This is a genomic window from Oscillibacter sp. (genome assembly GCF_040505565.1).
Classification (GTDB): domain Bacteria; phylum Bacillota; class Clostridia; order Oscillospirales; family Oscillospiraceae; genus Oscillibacter.
This window is the reverse complement of record NZ_JBEUWZ010000024.1, coordinates 287201-305370: the sequence shown is the minus strand read 5'-3', so window position 1 is coordinate 305370 and position 18170 is coordinate 287201. Positions and strand designations below refer to the sequence as shown.

The 18170-nt window shown below is 56.3% G+C and carries 15 protein-coding genes; 5 read left to right on the top strand and 10 right to left on the bottom strand.

The features are described from left to right. Positions 1–9: 9 nt before the first annotated feature. The 3 genes from rlmB to ABWQ15_RS13290 are packed head-to-tail and all read left to right on the top strand — an operon-like array spanning position 10 to position 4202. Positions 10–777 carry a 23S rRNA (guanosine(2251)-2'-O)-methyltransferase RlmB gene (gene rlmB, locus ABWQ15_RS13300; protein ID WP_353909260.1) on the top strand — a complete coding sequence of 256 codons (768 nt, stop codon included), beginning with the start codon at positions 10–12 and terminating at the stop codon, positions 775–777. A 31-nt stretch (positions 778–808) separates the two neighbouring features. After that, positions 809–2953: a hypothetical protein gene (locus tag ABWQ15_RS13295; RefSeq protein WP_353909259.1), complete on the top strand. Its 2145-nt coding sequence runs from the start codon at positions 809–811 to the stop codon at positions 2951–2953. 55 nt (positions 2954–3008) lie between these two features. Next, positions 3009–4202, top strand: coding sequence for a methyl-accepting chemotaxis protein (locus ABWQ15_RS13290; protein WP_353909258.1), 1194 nt, complete (start codon positions 3009–3011; stop codon positions 4200–4202). A 307-nt stretch (positions 4203–4509) separates the two neighbouring features. Here ABWQ15_RS13290 and ABWQ15_RS13285 read toward each other — a convergent pair whose 3' ends face one another. From ABWQ15_RS13285 to ABWQ15_RS13275, 3 genes are all read right to left on the bottom strand, one after another. Beyond that, positions 4510–5859, bottom strand: coding sequence for a sodium-dependent transporter (locus tag ABWQ15_RS13285; RefSeq protein WP_353909257.1), 1350 nt, complete (start codon positions 5857–5859; stop codon positions 4510–4512). Between the two features lie 186 nt (positions 5860–6045). Continuing rightward, complete coding sequence (locus ABWQ15_RS13280) at positions 6046–7692, bottom strand: tryptophanase (RefSeq protein WP_353909256.1); 1647 nt, start codon at positions 7690–7692, stop codon at positions 6046–6048. Positions 7693–7845: 153 nt separating this feature from the next. Beyond that, positions 7846–8220: a RidA family protein gene (locus tag ABWQ15_RS13275; protein ID WP_353909255.1), complete on the bottom strand. Its 375-nt coding sequence runs from the start codon at positions 8218–8220 to the stop codon at positions 7846–7848. A 284-nt stretch (positions 8221–8504) separates the two neighbouring features. Between ABWQ15_RS13275 and ABWQ15_RS13270 the strand changes: the two genes are divergently transcribed. Then, positions 8505–9221, top strand: coding sequence for a helix-turn-helix transcriptional regulator (locus ABWQ15_RS13270; RefSeq protein ID WP_353909254.1), 717 nt, complete (start codon positions 8505–8507; stop codon positions 9219–9221). A gap of 375 nt (positions 9222–9596) precedes the next feature. Then, on the top strand, positions 9597–9905 hold the full coding sequence (locus ABWQ15_RS13265; RefSeq protein WP_353909253.1) for a hypothetical protein: 309 nt from the start codon (positions 9597–9599) through the stop codon (positions 9903–9905). Between the two features lie 270 nt (positions 9906–10175). On the opposite strand, the gene megL is transcribed toward ABWQ15_RS13265, so the two are convergent. Genes megL through mtnK form a run of 7 tightly spaced genes read right to left on the bottom strand, consistent with a single transcriptional unit; the run spans position 10176 to position 18062 of the window. Next, complete coding sequence (megL, locus tag ABWQ15_RS13260) at positions 10176–11372, bottom strand: methionine gamma-lyase (RefSeq protein WP_353909252.1); 1197 nt, start codon at positions 11370–11372, stop codon at positions 10176–10178. 41 nt (positions 11373–11413) lie between these two features. Further along, on the bottom strand, positions 11414–12598 hold the full coding sequence (locus ABWQ15_RS13255; RefSeq protein WP_353909251.1) for an iron-containing alcohol dehydrogenase: 1185 nt from the start codon (positions 12596–12598) through the stop codon (positions 11414–11416). A gap of 11 nt (positions 12599–12609) precedes the next feature. After that, positions 12610–13275: an L-fuculose-phosphate aldolase gene (locus ABWQ15_RS13250; RefSeq protein WP_353909250.1), complete on the bottom strand. Its 666-nt coding sequence runs from the start codon at positions 13273–13275 to the stop codon at positions 12610–12612. Positions 13276–13321: 46 nt separating this feature from the next. Continuing rightward, entirely contained in the window at positions 13322–14761 is a 1440-nt protein-coding gene (locus ABWQ15_RS13245) for an FGGY-family carbohydrate kinase (RefSeq protein WP_353909249.1), read from the bottom strand. Positions 14762–14783: 22 nt separating this feature from the next. Next, positions 14784–15773 carry a 2-hydroxyacid dehydrogenase gene (locus tag ABWQ15_RS13240; protein WP_353909248.1) on the bottom strand — a complete coding sequence of 330 codons (990 nt, stop codon included), beginning with the start codon at positions 15771–15773 and terminating at the stop codon, positions 14784–14786. Between the two features lie 15 nt (positions 15774–15788). Continuing rightward, the gene (locus ABWQ15_RS13235; RefSeq protein ID WP_353909247.1) at positions 15789–16841 is read right to left on the bottom strand and encodes an S-methyl-5-thioribose-1-phosphate isomerase; all 1053 of its coding nucleotides are present in this window, start codon (positions 16839–16841) and stop codon (positions 15789–15791) included. A gap of 15 nt (positions 16842–16856) precedes the next feature. Further along, positions 16857–18062 carry an S-methyl-5-thioribose kinase gene (mtnK, locus tag ABWQ15_RS13230; RefSeq protein ID WP_353909246.1) on the bottom strand — a complete coding sequence of 402 codons (1206 nt, stop codon included), beginning with the start codon at positions 18060–18062 and terminating at the stop codon, positions 16857–16859. Positions 18063–18170: the final 108 nt, after the last annotated feature.

Sequence of the window (18170 nt, the reverse complement as noted above, 5' to 3'; positions counted from 1 at the left end):
GGAGAACGTATGGACAGTGAAAAAAAGGACCAGCTCACCGCCGAGGCAGACGGCATTATCGAAGGCCGCAATGCGGTGATCGAGGCTTTGCGTGCCGGTGAATCCATTGATAAAATATACCTCGCAAAGGGCGAAACGGACAAGACGCTGGGACACATCGCCTCCAAGGCCCGCGCCGCGGGCGTGGTGGTGGTGGAGGCGGACCGGCGGAAGCTGGACGCCATGAGCCGGACCCATGCCCACCAGGGCGTGATCGCCTTGGCTGCCGTGCGGGAGTACGCCTCGGTGGAGGACATTCTGGCGATTGCGGAAAAGAAGGGCGAAAAGCCTTTGCTTGTGATTTGTGACGAAATTTCAGACCCGCACAATTTGGGCGCCATTATCCGCACGGCGGAGTGCGCCGGGGCCCACGGAGTTATCATCCCCAAGCGCCGCAGCGCGGGACTGACGGCCATCGTGGCCAAAACCTCCGCGGGCGCGGTGGCCCATGTGCCGGTGGCGCGGGTCCCCAATATTCCGGCGCTGCTGAAGGATTTGAAAAAGCAGGGCGTTTGGATATTCGGCACCGCGGCGGACGGGACCACTGCCCTTTACCAGGCCGACCTGAAGGGCCCCGCCGCCATTGTCATCGGCAGCGAGGGCGATGGAATGACCCGTCTGGCGGCGGAGAACTGTGACTTTTTGGTCAGCATCCCCATGCGGGGCCATCTGACCTCTCTGAACGCTTCCGCAGCGGCGGCAATTCTGCTGTACGAGGCTGTGCGTCAGAGAAGCTGATAAAGAGACAATTCGCGGGTGGGAGAGAAAGATGGCAGAGATCGAAGAAAAAAAACCATATGATGCGCTCACCGACGCGGAGGATCTGACCGCTGGAACCGGTGTATCCCCGGAGGGCGACTTCTCACTGGAGGAAATTCTGGCGGAGTACGGCGGCAGCCGCCGTCAGCATATTCTGGAGGAGGTGGAGGAGGAGACTGCGCCGGATAACGGGGTGGAAACCGCATCCCAGCCCGAAGAGGAAGACGCTGTGCTCCCTGACCCGTCCGGGGAAGTATCGGAACCGGAAGCGGATGCCTCGCTGGCGGTGTCTCAAGAGCCGCAGGAGGCTAATCCGGAGGAAGTCCTTCCGCCCCCGCCCCGTCCCGTGTCCATCGAAAAGGCTGTGGGGCAGACGGTGGGAGACGTGATGGAGGAGCGGGAGTCCCAAATGGCGGAGCACCGCCCCCGCCGCGGCCTTTTTTCCCGAAAAAAGATGGTTCCCGAGGAGACGGAGCGGCTCTATGAGCCGCCGGGCCCGCCGCCGGAGCCTGAGCCGGAGGAGCCGCCCATCGGTCCGGAGGAGTTTCTGGATACCGCCATGAAGGGCGCTCTGAATCATTGGCGCCGCAGCCGCCGCCCTCTTTCAGCCGCGGCGGCGGTCTCGCTTTTGCTGCTGGCGCCTCAGGCTGTGGAAGCCGCCGGATATACCGTCCCCCTCTGGACAGGAGACGCACGGCTTCAAACCATTGTCTCCGCCGCGGCGCTGATCCTGATGTGCATTTTGTGCCGCCGCGTTTTTATCCGGGGCTTTTCCCGGCTTGTCCATAAATATTTTACGGGAGAACTGCTGCTGGCGGCGTCCGCAATCGCGTCGCTGCTGGACTGCGCCGCCCGTCTCTGGCTCCCCGCCCACAGCGACGCACCCCTGTATGCTCTCCCGGCCTGCGTAGGCCTGCTGTTCGGCCAATGGGGCTGTTCTCAGCGGGAAAAGGCCCGGTGCGACACATTTCGCACCGCCGCACTGGACTCCGCGCCGCCGTATCTGGTCACAGATTTGGAAACCGGGGCCTGCAAACAGCCGGGCCGTATCCCAGGCTTTTGGTCCGACACGGAAAAGCCCTCTGTCTCGGAGCTTTGGCAGGCCGCGCTGATGCCGGTGGTCTTCGTGGCCTCCGCCGTGTTTGCGGGTCTTGGGTCTTTGGGGCAGGGGCGCGGTTCCGATTTTCTTTTGAACTGGTCGGCAATTCTAGCGGCGTCCGCCGCGCTGATGCTGCCGCTGGCGGACACGCTCCCCGCCGCAAGGCTGGCAAAGCGGCTGCAAAAGGCGGGCTGCGCCGTGGCGGGCTGCGCGGGCGCGGAGAAGATCAGCCGAAAAAAATCCATGGTCGTCACCGATCAGGATCTGTTTCCGCCCGGCTCAGTCAGTCTCAATGGCGTCAAGCTCTTCGGCGAGGAGATGCCGAAGGTGGCATCCTACGGCGCGTCCCTTGCCCGGGCCTCCGGCTGCGGGCTACGGCGGCTGTTTGACAATTTGCTGGTGTCTGAGGGCGGTTCTCTCGAAACGCTGGATGACTTCAGCTTTTACGAGGAGGGTGGCTTTTCCGCCAACATCCACGGGGAGTCGGTGCTTCTTGGCACCGCGTCCTTCATGCGCAAAATGGACGTCCGCCTTCCCAGCGGGCTGAACTTGCGAACCGGCGTGTTTCTCTCCATCGACCGCCAGCTTGCGGCGGTGTTTGCGGTGAAGTACAAGCCCTCCGACAATGTAGACTGGGCCCTGCGTCTTCTGCAGCGGAACCATATCCAACCGATTCTTGCCTCCCGGGACCCCAACGTGAACCCCGGCCTTTTGAAACGGAAATTCGCCGCCAAGATAAAGGTGTCTTATCCCCCACTCTCCGACCGGCTGGCCTTCTCCGAACAGGAGTCCGCCCAAGGCCATCCCCGCGCCCTGCTGCTGCGGGAGGGGCTGCTTCCTTATGCGGAAACCGTCGCCGGGAGCCATCGCCTGTGCCGCGCAATGCGGGCGGGAACGGCCTTGGCACTGCTGGGCTCCGTTGCCGGAGCACTGCTAAGCTTTTATCTGACGGGCCTTGGCAGCTATGAGCTGATGGAGCCGCTGCGGCTCCTGGCGTTTTCCCTGCTGTGGACGCTGCCGGTCTTCCTGATGGACAATCTGGCGGGGCGGTACTGAGGACCGCGTTCTCCGTCTTATTCTGTCAAAAAGTCAAAATGTGGAGGGGAAATTTATGGATCACGATGTACAAGAATGGAAAACTGTCTCTGTGCGTAAAACAGCGGTGAGCCTATCCGCAGTCTTTCTGCTTTCTCTGATCTTTTTGCTGGCGAGCTCGGCCCTCACCGGCACGTCCAACAGGGGACTTGTGATTCAATTAATCGTCGCGGTGGTGCTTTTGGCCGTGTTTCTTGCCGCTGTGATTTCCCGTCTGCACAGGTTTTCCGAGGCTTTGACGGAACAGGGCGGTCGGCCGGGCGGAGGAGGGGACGATTCCGCCGAGGTCCTTGAGGATGCGTCCCGCATGCTCCGTGAAATGGCCGGGGGCAACCTGTTGGTCAAAAGCGGTTGCCCCGAAAAATATCAGGGTGACTACGAATCACTGCTTCACGCCATAGACGCCGTCCGCGAACGTCTTTCCCAGCTGTTTTCCGGCCTCGGCGCCGCCGCCGGAGAGCTGGATAAGAGCGCGCATCAGATTTCCACCGGGACAGAGGCCTTGCTCCGGGACGCCGGGCAGCAGACCGCCTCTGTTCAGCAACTCAACGACATCATCGGCGAGATTTCCGTCATCATTCAGCACAGCGGGGAAAAGCGCGGCTGTGCCCGGGATTTGTTCCGGGAGTCCGCCGACGGCTTCGCTTCCTGCAACCAGAGGATGTCCGATATGCTCACCGCCATAAGTAATATCTCCGATAAGACCGACGGCATCGGCAAGATCATCAAAACCATCGACGATATATCGTTCCAAACCAATATTTTGGCGTTGAACGCGGCGGTGGAGGCCGCCCGTGCCGGTACGGCCGGAAGGGGTTTTGCTGTGGTGGCGGACGAGGTGCGCAACCTTGCAAAAAAAGCGGCCGACGCCGCCAGGGATACTACCGCCCTGATTCAGGACACCGTGACGGCGGTCCAGCACGGCTCGGAGCTGACCAGCGGCACGGCGGAAGCACTCCGTCTGCTGAATGAAAACTCCGACAAAGTGGTCGCCATCACCAACGAGATCGGCAAGGACGCGCAGGAGCAGGTCGATGGCATTCGCCGTCTTTCGGATGGACTGACCGAGATTTCCGGCGCTGTCCAGTCCAGTGCTTCCACCGCGCAGGAATCTGCGGCCGGCAGTAATACGCTCACACAAGAGATTGAGCGGCTGAATACGTTGCTCCACCGCTTCCGTTTTGAGGATTCCGGCATTTTTGCCGCATGAAAGAGTTTTTTTGGTACCGCATAGCGGCGCATCAGCGCACCAAGCCGATCTGTCCCCAAAAAGGAGTTTGCTCTTTGTTCGTTTAAAAAAATATTTTCCGTTTCTACCCCTAAGTTCTATCCAAGTCGGCGCAAGACAAGAGCCGCGTAAATCCAGGGTTCTGGGTTTACGCGGCTCGCAGCTCAACTATTTGTTAGATAAACACTTTTAATTTTAAAAAGGCAAATATAATTTTTCCAAGTACAAACGTATCGCTACTGCTACGCAAACAGCAGTCCCAATCGAAAGCCCCCAGCCGTTCCGCTTATCAGCCGATGCCACCCAAAATGGCGCCGGCGATCAAGGCAACAAGCGCACAGGCACAGTAGACATACTTGGCAACCGGATAGAACCAGCTGCCAATCGCCTTTTTAGAGCCTTCGTTGACCGCCTTGAGGGCAAAGTCCTTTCCCGCAACCCACAGGAACATGATTCCGGCCAGAAGGGCGCCCAACGGGCAGATGTAGATGGAGACCACATCCATCCACCCGGAGACGATACCCTGAATGCAGATAGCCACGACGCAGCCCAGCACATGGATGACGGCGGTGGCGGGCATCCGCTTCATCTTGAATTTTTCCTGCAAAAACGCCACGGGCGCCTCATACAAATTGATGATGGAACTGACGCCTGCGAAGAGCACGCAGATGTAGAAGATAACGCCCACAATCCGACCGCCGGGCATTCCGTTGAATACGTTGACAAGATAGATGAACATCAGGCCCGGTCCGCCGGAGGACAGCTCGGCGTTGCCAGCCGCCATGGCCGGGATGATGACGAAGGCGGCCAGCAGGGCAGCCAGCGTATCAAAGATGGCGACATTGCGGGCGGAGCTGGGAATGGCTTCCTTCTTGCTCAGATAGGACCCGTAGATCACGGTGCCGTTGCCGGCTACGGACAGAGAGAAGAACGCCTGACCAAATGCAAAGATCCACACCTTTGGATTTGCCAGCCCCCCCGGACTGACAGAGAAGATGTACTTGTAACCGTTGGAGGCGCCGGGCAGGGTGCCGATGTAGATGGCCAGGCAGATGAACAGGCCAAACAGCACAGGCATCATAATTTTGTTAGCCTTCTCAATGCCGCCCGCAATGCCCAAGCACATGATGGCGAAGCTGACGGCGATAGCCACGATGACCCAGAGGTTCGCACCCCAAGCACTGGCAGTTGCACCGAAGGTACCGCCGATGGTGTCCATATTCTGACCCATGGCGTACAAGCCGCCGCTGAAGGACAGGAACGTGTACTTGAAGATCCAGGCCATGACGCAGGTGTAACCAATGGCCAGGGCCAGAGAACCCAAAATGGGAATTACGCCGATGGCCTCGCCGGTTTTCCGGTTGCCCGTGCGCAGCTCTGTGCACATACCAAACGCACCCACAGGACCCGCGGCGGCGGAGCGGCCCAGCGCCATCTCCTCAATAATGCCGGTGGAACCGATCAGAATGACAAAGATGAAGTAGGGGATCAGGAACGTCATGCCTCCGTAAGCGGAGACCAGAATCGGAAAGCGCCAGATATTACCCATGCCGACCGCTGAGCCGATACAGGCGAGGATGAATCCCCATTTGGAAGTAAAGCCATCGCGGGGCTCTAGGGTGGCGTTTTCTTTAGCCATACAATTTCCTCCAATTTATTACAAAATCACACGGGTCTCCCATTTTTGACATACTGCGCAGGTGTGTGGGAATTGGACCCACATCCCTGAAATCAGCAGGCGGCCTTTCCGGCCTTACCGGAAAGGCCGCCTGCACAGATTTATAATGCCAAGACAGTCTGAACCATTTGCAATTGTCGGAAAAACTTATTTTTGGTCTAGAGACGGGGCATAGGGCTCCAGGAAAGCATGGAAATGGCGCATGGGCAGGTTGTGTCCCCAGGTGATCCGCATGTTGGGTATGTTGGCGCGATCCTCGTACAGTGCCTTCACAGCCGCGATGACATAGTCCAGATGCTCTTTGGTCAAACGGCTGCGGTCAATGGCGAAGCGGACCACGTTAGCCAGTTCGGCCTGCTGCTCGGGGGTCTTCAGATCGTACTCCATAGAGTAGTCACCCAGTTCAGATACACGGATGCCGTAGCGGCGGATGAGCTCCAGAGAGAAGCCCTCGCCAGCGAAGGTATCATGACCGCGCTTGCCGTCGAAGAACTCGTCCATGTTGATATACACGGCGTGGCCTCCTGCGGGAAGCACGACGCCCTTGACGCCGGCCTTGTAGAAGCCCTCTGCCAAATAGTCGCATTGTGCGACGCGCTCGTTCATGTAATTGAAATCACAGCTCTCGTACAGACCAACTGCCAGCGCCATGATGTCACGGCCGGACATTCCGCCGTAGGAGTCGTTGCCGTAGCAGGAGATCTGCTTGACCTTCAGAAGCACGCCCACATCCGTTTTGACAGAACCGTCGGCGTTGAAATCAGAGAAGTTCTTCCAGAACAGGCCCTTGTCGCGGAAGGCCAGCATACCGCCCATGTTAGCGTGGCCGTCCTTCTTGGCGGACATAGTGAACGCATCACACAGGGAAAACATCTCGGTGGCGATTTCAGCGATGGACTTGTCGGCGTAGCCGTCCTCGTTCATCTTGATAAAGTAAGCGTTCTCGGCCCAGCGGGCAACATCGAACACCAAAGGAATGTTGTACTTATGGGCAACGCGGTTGGTTTCCTGCAGGTTGGCCATGGAGACAGCCTGACCGCAGATGGGATTGTTGGTGATGCAGGAGAAAATCAGGGGCACATTCTCGGGACCGCAAGCGGTAATCAACTGCTCCAGCTTCTCAATGTCCATGTTACCCTTAAACGGATTTTTCTCATACTTGCCGCCCTCGGGAACCTGATACAGCAGATCCTTGTGATACAGGTTGCGGGGAATGGAACCCATCTGCTTGATATTGCCCTCGGTGGTGTCGAAATGGCCGTTGGAGGGAATGGTAAAGACCTTGCCCGGATGACGGGCGGCCAGAATTTTTTTCACAACCTCCATCAGGACGGACTCCGCTGCACGGCCCTGCTGAATAATAAAGCTGTTGGGGCGCTCCATCTGCGCAGCACCGCCGTTGAACAGGCCACCCTCGTACTCGCAGAGGTAAACCTCGTCCATCATCTTCTCCACATCACGGCAATCGGTACGGACCAGATCGACGATCTTCTTCCAATTCTTCTCGCCGCCGCGCTCAAAGATATCGCGGAACGTGTCCAGCAGGATATAGTAGCCGGTATTTCGGCCGTAGGCCTCGTCGCCCAGGAACAGGGAAGCCCACTGCTGGTTGGTCATGGCGGTGGTACCGGAATCGGACAGCATATCCACAGTCAGCATGCCGGAGGGAAACGCAAACTCATTGTAGTGGTTGGCTTTCAGCGCACGCTCACGCTGCTCCACCGTAACATTGGGGATGTCGCGGACTGCGTAGGCAAAGTGGTGGGGTGTAGGAACGTTCAACGGGTACTTCATAAGATTTACCTCCAATTTTTGGCGTTTTACGCCGTTATTTTTAGAGGATACCCCGGTCATCGTCGCCGGCTCAGGCCGGCTTTTGCGACTGGCGGACAGTACCTTTCCCAAAGTAAATTCGGAGCGTGTGCCCCGATGCGGAAGTCTGAAGAATCACTCCGCGGCGATGCACTCGATCTCCACGAGCGCATCCTTCGGCAGTCTGGCAACTTCCACCGCGCTACGCGCGGGGCAAGCGCCCTCAAAGAAAGTTGCATAGACACTGTTCATGGCCGCAAAGTTGTTCATATCGCTGAGAAACACGGTGGTCTTGATGACGTTTTCCATTCCCAGCCCCGCAGCTGCGAGAACGCTTTTGCAGTTTTCCAGGGACTGACGGGTCTGCGCCTCAATGCCATCTGGAAATACTCCCGTGGCGGGATCGATGGGCAGTTGACCGGATGTAATCACCAGACCCCCCGCCTGAATGCCTTGGGAATAGGGACCGATTGCAGCAGGAGCCTTGTTTGTACTGATTGGCCGCTTCATATGATTGCCTCCTCGTGATTTATGATAAAATATTATCACCTCAATAAATTTTTGTCAATATGTTTTTGCAATTTGTACACGTTTCTACTCTTTCTATTTAATAAATTATACAATATGCTGTATTGCACAAAGAATTAGCTTTTATAACAGAAAGATGCTATTAAAAAATAAGAAAAAATTACTAATTTAATTGCCATAACGCAGTTAAAGTGCTATTTTATAAAGGACTGTTATTAAGGGTTATGAGAAAAAAGTCTCATTTGAGAAAAAGGAGGAGGGATTCAATGGGCCCAGCGACAAATGAATGGGTACGCTATTATTCCGCGCTGATAGAATTTATGGGGCTGGCGCTTGGACCGGATTATGAGATCGCACTGCATGATGTAAAGCGCAAGCAGATTGTAGCTATTGCCAATGGCCACGTCAGTGGACGCAGTATAGGCGCTCCGCCAACCAGCCTGGCCATGCAGATCATTGCGGAAAAGTCCTACCTATCCCAAAGTTGGAAGCTGAATTACCGCGGCGTTTCGGAGGATGGGAAGGTACTGCGCTGTTCCACATTTTTTATTAAGGATGAACGCGGCGAGCTGGTGGGAATGATTTGCATCAATTTTGACGACAGCCGCTACCGGGAGTTGTCGGAAAAAGTGTTTGCCCTATGTCATCCGAATGACTATGTCTCCCGCAATATCTCCATCCAGCAAGCCCCGCTGCCTCTAACACTGGCGGAGAGCGGTGATCAGGAGACGTTTTACAACAGCATTGCCGCGGCTACGGACGACGCGTTTCGGGCCGTTATGAATACCACCGGGGTCTCTTCCGATCGCCTGACACAAGGAGAAAAACTAAGAATCATTCAACTGTTAGATGAACGGGGTGTTTTTATGCTGAAAGGCGCGACTCAGGCGGTTGCGCAGCGGCTGTCCTGCTCCCAGGCCACCATGTACCGCTATTTGAGCAAGATTAACCAGGAAAAAGCCGCAAAGACAGAACCGGGCTAATCCGACTCTACCGCTCCGGACCCGCGAAAGCAAATTCATCATGCTGAAGCGAAATCGCAGTTTTACCCAAGCTCATCGAAGCAGCGTATAATCCCTGCTTTTATAATCCCTACTCGTTTACAGACCAATAGCTTGGATGTATACGGACTCTCGTTGACATTCGCCATCCGCTCCTCGGCGAATATTACAGCTAGATCCAAATCTTGTTCATCTAGATCCCATGGATGAGCTGCGTAAATGTATGAGAGAGCCGGACCTGATGCTCAGCATGCTGAAATGGCTGTGCGAGAAGCTTATGGAAGCGTAAGTTTTCGCAATCGTTGGCGCGGGTTCGTTAACATCTAACCTGGAAAATTTATGGATTAGGGAGTAATCATGAAATTTACTTGGAAAAAGATCGCCGCGTTGCGAATTTTCGTCACCGCCTTGTCTCTTGTCATGCTCATCATGGAAGCGTTACATAAAAGTAGATCGGCCATTTTTAATGGTGCATTTATTCTATTTGTAATTGCCTCGATTACCACTTCATACGGACAGAAGATGATCGGTCTCGATTCACCAAAGGCTGTACGAGATTTTTGGAAGCAGCACCCGTTCGTATCGGCCTGTAACTTGTTTATGATCGTGTGCCTCATTGTGGTTGGCGTGCTCTGGATACAGGCGGAGTCCGCTTTGCTTGCGTAGGGCCATACTTAAAAACGCAAAGCGGAAGGATCATAAGGCAGCAAGAGCAAGCTGTCGTATTTACCGAACAATTACAATACTGGATACAAAAGCCGGGCATAATATCCGGGTACTTCTGGTTTTGATAGCAGCTGTTTGTACGAGCAGTTACTTCTTATCGTCCTGGAAAAGACAGACTTCTACTTTCCGTTAAAAGGGGACTGCCCACCACCGCATAATGTGCGGTGGTGGGCAGTCCCTTATGAAGAAGGGGGAAAGCAAAGGATGTACTCAGATCAGGGTGTCCAAAACGCTTTTGAGGTCCGCGATAATATCCTCGGCGTCCTCCAGCCCGACGGAGACGCGGACAAGGCCCTCGGAAATCCCGACCGCCTTCAGTTCCTCGGCGGAATAGGTGGAGTGAGTCATGGTGGCGGCGTGCTCCATCAGCGTCTCCGCATCGCCCAAGGAGACCGCAATGGTGCATAGCTGCAGCTTGTTCAGCGCGGAGGCCACTTTGTCGCGGCTGGCCTTCAGTTCGATGGACATCATGCCGCCAAAGTCCTTCATCTGCTTCTTTCCAATCTCATAACCCGCGAAATCTTCGAGTCCGGGGTAGTAAACCTTATCCACTGCCGGATGACCATGGAGGAACTGCGCCACTTTACGGGCGTTGGCACAGTGCTTTTCCATGCGGATGTCCAGCGTTTTCAGCCCTCTGGCTATCAAAAACGCGTCAAAGGGGCTCATAACCGCGCCTGTCATGTCCTTCAGCCCGAACATACGGCACTGGCTGATAAAATCGGCCTTGCCCACGATGAAGCCGGCAATCACGTCGCCGTGGCCGTTGATGTACTTGGTGGCGCTGTGAACCACCACGTCGGCGCCCAGCTCCAGCGGACGCTGCAGATACGGAGAGCAGAAGGTGTTGTCCACAATCACGCGGATTTCCGCGTTATAGGAATGCGCCGCCGCGGCAATGGCGGCAATGTCCAGAATCTTCAGCGTGGGGTTGCAGGGCGTTTCAAAATAGACAACTTTGGTCTTGGGGGACAGGCTCTTTTTAAAGGCCTCAACGTCCACCATGTCGATGAATCTGACTTCCACACCGAACTTGGTCATGCCGTGGTTCAGCAGAGCAAACGTACAGCCGTACAGCGTGTCGCTGGCCAGAATCTCGTCTCCCGCCACCACAGAGGTCCACAGCGCGGCGGAGATGGCGCCCATGCCGGAGGCGGTTGCGAGCGCGGCCTCGCCGTTTTCCAAAGAGGCCAGCTTCCTCTCGACCAGCGTCAGCGACGGATTTGCAAGACGGGTGTAAATATAGCCCGGCTCCTCACCGGCAAAGCGGGCGCCGCCCTGTTCCACCGTGTCAAACTCGAAGGTGGAAGTCTGATAGATTGGGGTGCACAGAGAGCCGGTAGCGTCCTTGGTCTTGCCCACATGTATCTGCCGGGTTGCGAACCCCATCTTCTTTTCGTTTTCCATGATATCTGTTCCTTTCTGTTTATCACCCGCGAAAGCGGGCTTTATTCGTCTTTCAGCCCTGCGGCTATCCCGTAAATATCGAAATGAGCCTGTCTGTCCAGTGCCACAAAGCCGCCGGTTTTGCCATCGCCGATGCGGCTCATCTCCACCAGCTCGGAAATGCCGGCGGGATCTGCACCGATCTCTTGAAGGGTCAGCGGCATACCGATGGATCCGAGGAAGATCCGAAACGCCCGAATCCCTTCCATGGCGGTGTTCAAAGGATTTTCATAGTCCATCTGGCAGCCGAAAATCCGCTCCGCCATCTGCGCCATGCGCATCGGATCGTGGTGCCGGGCGCAGTAGGTCATCCATGCGGGCATAATCACCGCCAGTCCCGCCCCGTGGGCGCAGTCGTATTTCGCGGAGAGCACGTGCTCCAGATGATGGCTGTTCCAGTCCTGCTGACGGCCTACGCCCATAATGTTGTTGTGACACACCATTCCGGCCCACATGATATTGGCGCGCGCCTCATAGTTGTCCGGGTTTTCCATCACGCGTCTTCCCTCGTGCAGCATGGTCAGGACAACGCCCTCCAGCAGCCGGTCGGTGATCTCCACATCCTTTGTGTTGGTAAAGTAACGCTCGAAGGCGTGGGCCATGATGTCCGTGATGCCGCAGGCCGTCTGATAGGGCGGCAGGCTCTGCGTCAAAGCCGGATTCAGCACGGAAAAACGGGGCCGCAGGCAGTCCGCGCCTGCCCCGTTTTTTTCCAGCGTCTTTTCGTTGGTGATGACGGCGTCTGGAGAGCCCTCGCTGCCGGCGGCCGCAATGGTCAGCACCGTACCCACGCTCAGCGCCTTCTCCGGCGCTTTCCCGGAGAAGAAGTCCCAGAAGTCGCCGTCATAGACCGCGCCCATGGCGATGGCCTTGGCCGTGTCGATCACGCTGCCGCCGCCGACAGCCAGCAGAAAGTCGATTTTTTCCCGCCGGCACAGTTCGATTCCGCTGTACACAAGGCCGCTGCGGGGATTGGGGAGAACTCCGCCCAGCTCCGCCATGAAAAGCCCGGCCTCCGTCAGGGACGACTTCACCCGGTCCAGCAGCCCGGAACGCTTTGCCGACTGACCGCCGTAGACAATCAAAACCCGGCTTCCCCCGAACTTCTTCACATAGCCGCCGGCCTCACGTTCCCGATCCTTGCCGAAAACAAAGTGGGTCGGGCTGTAAAAATCAAACGCATCCATAAAAACCCTCCTTAATAGCCGGTTTTCTTTCCCGGCGTCTGACCGTAGGTCTTAAACTTCTCCATAACCGCAGCCATCTCGGCATCGCTGAGAACATTCGGTGTTCCAATGCACATGGCGCGGTACTGCAGCTCGGCAATGTACTCCATATTGCAGGCCAGACTGTACGCACTTTTGAGATCCCCTCCGCAAACCACAAGGCCGTGATTTCCCAAAAGAACCGCGTTGCTCTGCCCGCAGACCTTAATGGCGGCCTCCGCCAATTCCACGGTGCCGAAGGTCTGGTAGGGGGCACAGGGAACCTCGTCCGTATTGGCGTCACCGATTACATAGTGAACCGCCCTGATGGGCTGTCCCAGCACGGCGAACGTCGTGCAGTACATGGAGTGGGTATGCACCACCGCGCCCGCCTCCGGCTTGTTTTTATAAAAAATGGTATGCAGCGCCCACTCGCTGGAAGGTTTCCGGGCGCCGTCCACCACGTGTGCCTCCAGATCGGTAATGACCACGTCCTCCGGCTGCGTGCTGAAATAATCCATTCCGGAAGGGCTGATGGCCATCAGCCCCTTTTCCGCATTATAAATGCTGATGTTTCCGCTGGTGCCGGTGCTCAGATGCGCAGCGCTCATCTTTTTCCCATACTCGACGACCAGTTCTCTTTCTTCCCTCATTAACATAAAAATGCCTCCTGCTTTTTGTCTTCACGGTTTTGTGATAATGTTCTCATTTTTGATTTGCCTCATCTCGGTTTTTTAGCCACACCGGATAATACCGATGGATGAGCTGAGACGCTCGGGGTTCATACGTAATCCACTCTCCGGCGGAGCTGGGCCCCGGCTCGTTTAAGCACTCGTTGCACACCAGTGTCAGACCCTGTACCGTCGCCTGATCGAAGCCGGAGCGCAGCCGCAGTTGGCAGCCGGTCAGGTCGCTGAGCATTTGACAAAGTGCCCGGGACTGAAACCCGCCTCCGCAGCCCAGCAGATAGGTTGAATGGTTTCCGGTGAGGCTGCGGAGATTGGAATATTGCTCGTAGATCGAGCACGCAATGTCGCCCAGAACCGACCAGAGAAGATCCGTTTTGTCGATTGCGGCGTCCAGCGGCGAGCGCATAAAAAATCCGCCGCGACGCAGCGGTCTGCGCTCATAAAACAATAGAGAAGAAAACGACGCCGTGCAGTGAAAAGCGGTTTTCAGGGCGTAGGCTTTCTCCAACTCTTCATAACTCCAGTCGCCCGCGAGCATACTGCAGATGCGCTGGTAGTTCAAACCGGTCACGCCGGGGTTCATTTCAATCTGGTACGTCTTGCCGCCCAGATTCGCATCCGTCCAGACGCGCTGCTGCGGGTCGTAAAATTTTTCCTTCATCAGCGTCACCACCGGAGACGTGGTACCGGAGACGACTGCGATGTCACCGACTCCGATTTTCACCTGCCGCAGCGCGATCTGCGTGTCTGCGCCGCCAACAACGAACACCGCGTCGTCGGTAAGGCCCAGCAGTTTGCGGTATTCCGGAAGAACCGGGCCAGCCGCCGTGCCTGCCGGGCAGAGCTCAGGAAGAATCTCCATGTCGAAGCCGTAACAATCGCACACCTTTTCCGACCACTTCCGCTCGCCAATGTCATAGAGCTGCGTCTCACAGGCCTGAGACGGCTCAATCACGGTGCGGCCCGTAAAAATTTGGGCAATCCACTCGCTGACACTGGTGATTTTGCCGATCCGCCGGTATAGCTCCGGGTACACCTTGCGCAGGCCCAACAGCTTCGCCGCGTCAAAGTCCTCGGTCACCCATTTCCCGGAAATTCGGTAGATTTCTTCCCAATCGGGGACTTCACCCATATAAGCTCTGCCGCGGTTGTCAATGTTTGGCAGGCCGTAAAACGCATCCCCGCTCCGATCCAGCAGGACAATGCTCTGGCGTGCTCCGGCCGATGAAATGGCGCTCACCTGAAGTTCTGGGTGTTCGCCGCACAGTTCCACGCATCCCCGGAGTAGTTTGTCCTTCCATTCCTCCGGCAGAAAATACTGCGCGTCCTCATACTGCTCATCCCGGTAATACGTGTTGGAAAAGGAACGCATACCGAGAATCGCACCCTCCGAGGTCACCAGCGCAACACGGGAATTCCCCGTTCCCAAATCCACCACCAGATAATATCTGCTCATGGCTTCACTCCGTTTCGCGTCATCAACGCTTCAGAACGTCGCGGTTGTAGACAATTTTTTCAAGGTCCTCTTCTTTAAGCCACTTGCGGATGCTGTTAGTCAAAATGTCAGACTGATGATCCGTCACCTCATAGGTGGCGCCGCAGATGTGGGGCGTCAGCAGCACATTGGGGCATTTAGCGATCGACAGATCCTCCGGCGTGGGAGGCTCTGTATTCAGAACATCCAAAATTGCGCCCCGGATCTTCTCTTCTTCCAAAACCCTGCGCAAAGCGCCATAATCCACCAGCGCGGAGCGGGCCGCGTTGACAAACAGCGCGTCCTTCCGCATGGAGCGCAGCAGCGGCTCGGTAATCATGCCGCGGGTGGAGTCCATCACCGGCAGGTGCAAAGAGACGATATCGCTTTCGGCAAAAATTTCCTCCAGCGTGCGCTTGTGATACCGTCCCTGATCCCCGGAAAGAAACGGGTCGTAGAAAGAGACGTCGCAGTCAAAGCCTTCCAAAATTTTTGCAACCGCATGGCTGATCCGGCCAAAGCCCACAAAGCCGACCTTTTTGCCCTGCAGTTCATTGCCCATCCACAGATAATACGGCGTGGTCCCCGCGACCCATTCACCACCCTTTGTCCACTGGATGGCCGGAATCAGACGGCGGTAAAAGGCCAGAATCAGCCCCACGACCATCTCGGCCACCGCCTGTGTATTGCGCCCCGGAGTGCACAGGATGGGGATTCCTGCCGCTGTGCAGGCGTCCATCTGAATGTTGGCCGGCTCTCCGCGGCAATCGCCGATGAACTGCAGATGGTCGTAGCCCCGGAGAACCTTCTCCGTGACGCGGTCCAACTCGGTAATCAGCGCGTCGGGCTGCTGCTGGATGAGATGCTCCAACATCTCGTCTTCATAGTACCGCTCTCCGGTGGTCGTCCAGGGCTCATAGACGACTTCGTCGAACATCCCGCCCAGCTCATTCAGGCACTTTTCTGAGAATGGGGCTCTCACATAAAGTTTCATAAGATTCGCTCTCCCTTAATAAAACGCTTTTGCCTGCTGATCGAAATAGTGATTCAGCACATACGGCGCATAGACTCCCTGATCCGTGACCACGCCGGAGATCAGGTGCGGCGGAACCACGTCGAAGGACGGGTAAATGGCCTTGACCTCCGGCACGGTGTTGGAAATTTCGCGGTAGCTGAGCACCTGCGCCGGGTCGCGCATTTCAATGACAATATCCTTTCCGCTCATCTTGTCGCGATCGGGAATACCGGTGACAAAATAGGGGATGCCGAAATATTTGGCCAGAATGGCGATCTGAAAGGTGCCGATTTTATTGGCGATGTGCCCGTCCCGGGCGATGCTGTCCGCCGCGGAGGTAAAGAGGTCAATTCCCTCGCGCTCCATGGAGTAGGCCACCATGTTGTCGGTGATCACCGTGGTGTCGAAGCCCATTTGGGCAAAGCAGCTGGAGGTCAGCCGCGCCCCCTGGAGATAAGGGCGGGTCTCCGCGCAGAAGACGCGAAAGGTTTTGTTCTGCTTCATGGCCGCGCGCATCACCGTTCCGATGATGGTCTCCCCGAAGCACTGCGTCAGGATCGTTCCGCCCGGGGGAATGAGATCCGCCAGATAGTCGCCAACGATCTGCATGGTGCCGTACCGGCGGTTCAGCGACTCCACCGTGGCCTCGACAATCTTTTGGGCGGGGTCCTCACCGGCCTCCAGCGCTTGCCCAGCCACCTCCGCGCAGTGGCTGGTGATGATGCCGTAGCGGTTGGCCGTGGTGGGACGCGCATGCGCCAGATCATAGGCGGCCTGCTTTAAAAAGGCATTCTGCGCGTCCTTGCTCTTTCCCCGGCACTCATAGGCGGCCAGAGCCATGCCCATGCCCACCGCGGTGTACGGACCGGCGCTTTGCGTCACCATGTCCGCAATTGCCTGCACCACTTCATGATAGTCGGCGCACTCCACGAATTGAACCTGCGTGGGGTAGACTCTCCGGTCCAGAATCCGCACCTTACCGTTTTCATACCATGCCACATGTTCATATTGCAGCAGAAACGGCATGTTTTGATCCATGCGCTGCATCCGGTTTCCCTCCTTTTATGCCAGAATGAGACGAAACGCCTCGGTAATTTCAGAGCCGGAGCAAATTCGCTCCCGGTTTTTGATGAGAAAAATTCCCTGCCGGATCAGGGCCCGCTCCATCGGAATGCGCTTGGAAAGGTCCTTCACGCAGGTGACCTCCATGACCTTGGAGTCGCCGACCACACGGCGAATCATCTCCGTCCCGGCGTATCCCAGTGCGTCCGCCATGACGGCGTCCAGATAGTACGTTTTAAACCGCAGGCTGCGGTAGAGTTCAAACCGGACGGTCTCGTCGTATTTTTCCGATAGCTTTTCGCGGGTTTTATCATATAATTCGCAAATCGTCTTCTCCAGCGCCGCAATGGCCTCACCCGCCTCCGGCATGGTGAAAGCCTTGTTGCCCCAAGAGAAAAACAGATTGCCAATGACGTTGCCAATATCATAGCCCATAGGCCCGTAGAACGCAAACTCCGGATCAATGATCTTGATGCCCCGTTCGTTTGCAAAAATGGAGCCGGAATGCAGATCGCCATGGAGCAGAGCCTGTGCATTGTTCATAAAGCCGTTGCGCAGCTTCGCCACCTCTACCTTCAGGTCCTCGTCGTGATACAAAAATTCTTCCACGAAGGCCTCGTTGCCCGCGGTGACAACGTTTCTGTTTTTATAATTGTAGTAGGGCTCCGTCAAGACTAGATCTTCTGTGATGTCACACAGCTCCGGATTGACGAAAAACTTGACCTGCTTTTTCTTTTCCTGCCGATCCATCACCAAATCGGTGGTGGGCAACAGCACATCCGCCAGAAACGTGGAGAGGTTTTCGCTCAGGTGGGCGTAGACGTGATTCGCCATCAGTTCCTTGCGGAGGTTGGCGTAGGCGGAGATGTCCTCCATGGACAAAGCCGCCATCGTCTCGTCGTAATGAAACACCTCCGGAATATAGTTGGGGGCAAGCCTGCTTTCCAGATGCAAAATCTGCGCCTCAATCTTATTCCGATAGATATCCAGCGGACGCCCGGAAGAGCGGAGCAGTTTATCCGCCTGCTTGACAATGACGGAGCGCCCGTCCTTTTCCGTCCAGACCCGGAATACATAGTTGATATTCCCATCGCCGATCTCCGCGCACTGAATGTCGTCTTCCGGCTGGAAATAATGCAGGACCTCCACGGTATAGCGCTTGACATCCTCGGCTTTCATTAAAAAGAATCGATCAAACTCAGACATGCGAAACATCCTTCCTCATATGAAGCAAACGGAAAGGATAGGGGATTGCACCATCCCTGCCCCCTATCCTTTCCCGGTCAGAACATCCGCTCTGACTTTAGCACAAAT

Excerpts from the sequence above, each read along its gene's own strand:
- rlmB (WP_353909260.1), top strand. The coding sequence starts at position 10 with ATGGACAGTGAAAAAAAGGACCAGCTCACCGCCGAGGCAGACGGCATT.
- ABWQ15_RS13295 (WP_353909259.1), top strand. The coding sequence starts at position 809 with ATGGCAGAGATCGAAGAAAAAAAACCATATGATGCGCTCACCGACGCG.
- ABWQ15_RS13290 (WP_353909258.1), top strand. The coding sequence starts at position 3,009 with ATGGATCACGATGTACAAGAATGGAAAACTGTCTCTGTGCGTAAAACA.
- ABWQ15_RS13285 (WP_353909257.1), bottom strand. The coding sequence starts at position 5,859 with ATGGCTAAAGAAAACGCCACCCTAGAGCCCCGCGATGGCTTTACTTCC.
- ABWQ15_RS13280 (WP_353909256.1), bottom strand. The coding sequence starts at position 7,692 with ATGAAGTACCCGTTGAACGTTCCTACACCCCACCACTTTGCCTACGCA.
- ABWQ15_RS13275 (WP_353909255.1), bottom strand. The coding sequence starts at position 8,220 with ATGAAGCGGCCAATCAGTACAAACAAGGCTCCTGCTGCAATCGGTCCC.
- ABWQ15_RS13270 (WP_353909254.1), top strand. The coding sequence starts at position 8,505 with ATGGGCCCAGCGACAAATGAATGGGTACGCTATTATTCCGCGCTGATA.
- ABWQ15_RS13265 (WP_353909253.1), top strand. The coding sequence starts at position 9,597 with ATGAAATTTACTTGGAAAAAGATCGCCGCGTTGCGAATTTTCGTCACC.
- megL (WP_353909252.1), bottom strand. The coding sequence starts at position 11,372 with ATGGAAAACGAAAAGAAGATGGGGTTCGCAACCCGGCAGATACATGTG.
- ABWQ15_RS13255 (WP_353909251.1), bottom strand. The coding sequence starts at position 12,598 with ATGGATGCGTTTGATTTTTACAGCCCGACCCACTTTGTTTTCGGCAAG.
- ABWQ15_RS13250 (WP_353909250.1), bottom strand. The coding sequence starts at position 13,275 with ATGTTAATGAGGGAAGAAAGAGAACTGGTCGTCGAGTATGGGAAAAAG.
- ABWQ15_RS13245 (WP_353909249.1), bottom strand. The coding sequence starts at position 14,761 with ATGAGCAGATATTATCTGGTGGTGGATTTGGGAACGGGGAATTCCCGT.
- ABWQ15_RS13240 (WP_353909248.1), bottom strand. The coding sequence starts at position 15,773 with ATGAAACTTTATGTGAGAGCCCCATTCTCAGAAAAGTGCCTGAATGAG.
- ABWQ15_RS13235 (WP_353909247.1), bottom strand. The coding sequence starts at position 16,841 with ATGCAGCGCATGGATCAAAACATGCCGTTTCTGCTGCAATATGAACAT.
- mtnK (WP_353909246.1), bottom strand. The coding sequence starts at position 18,062 with ATGTCTGAGTTTGATCGATTCTTTTTAATGAAAGCCGAGGATGTCAAG.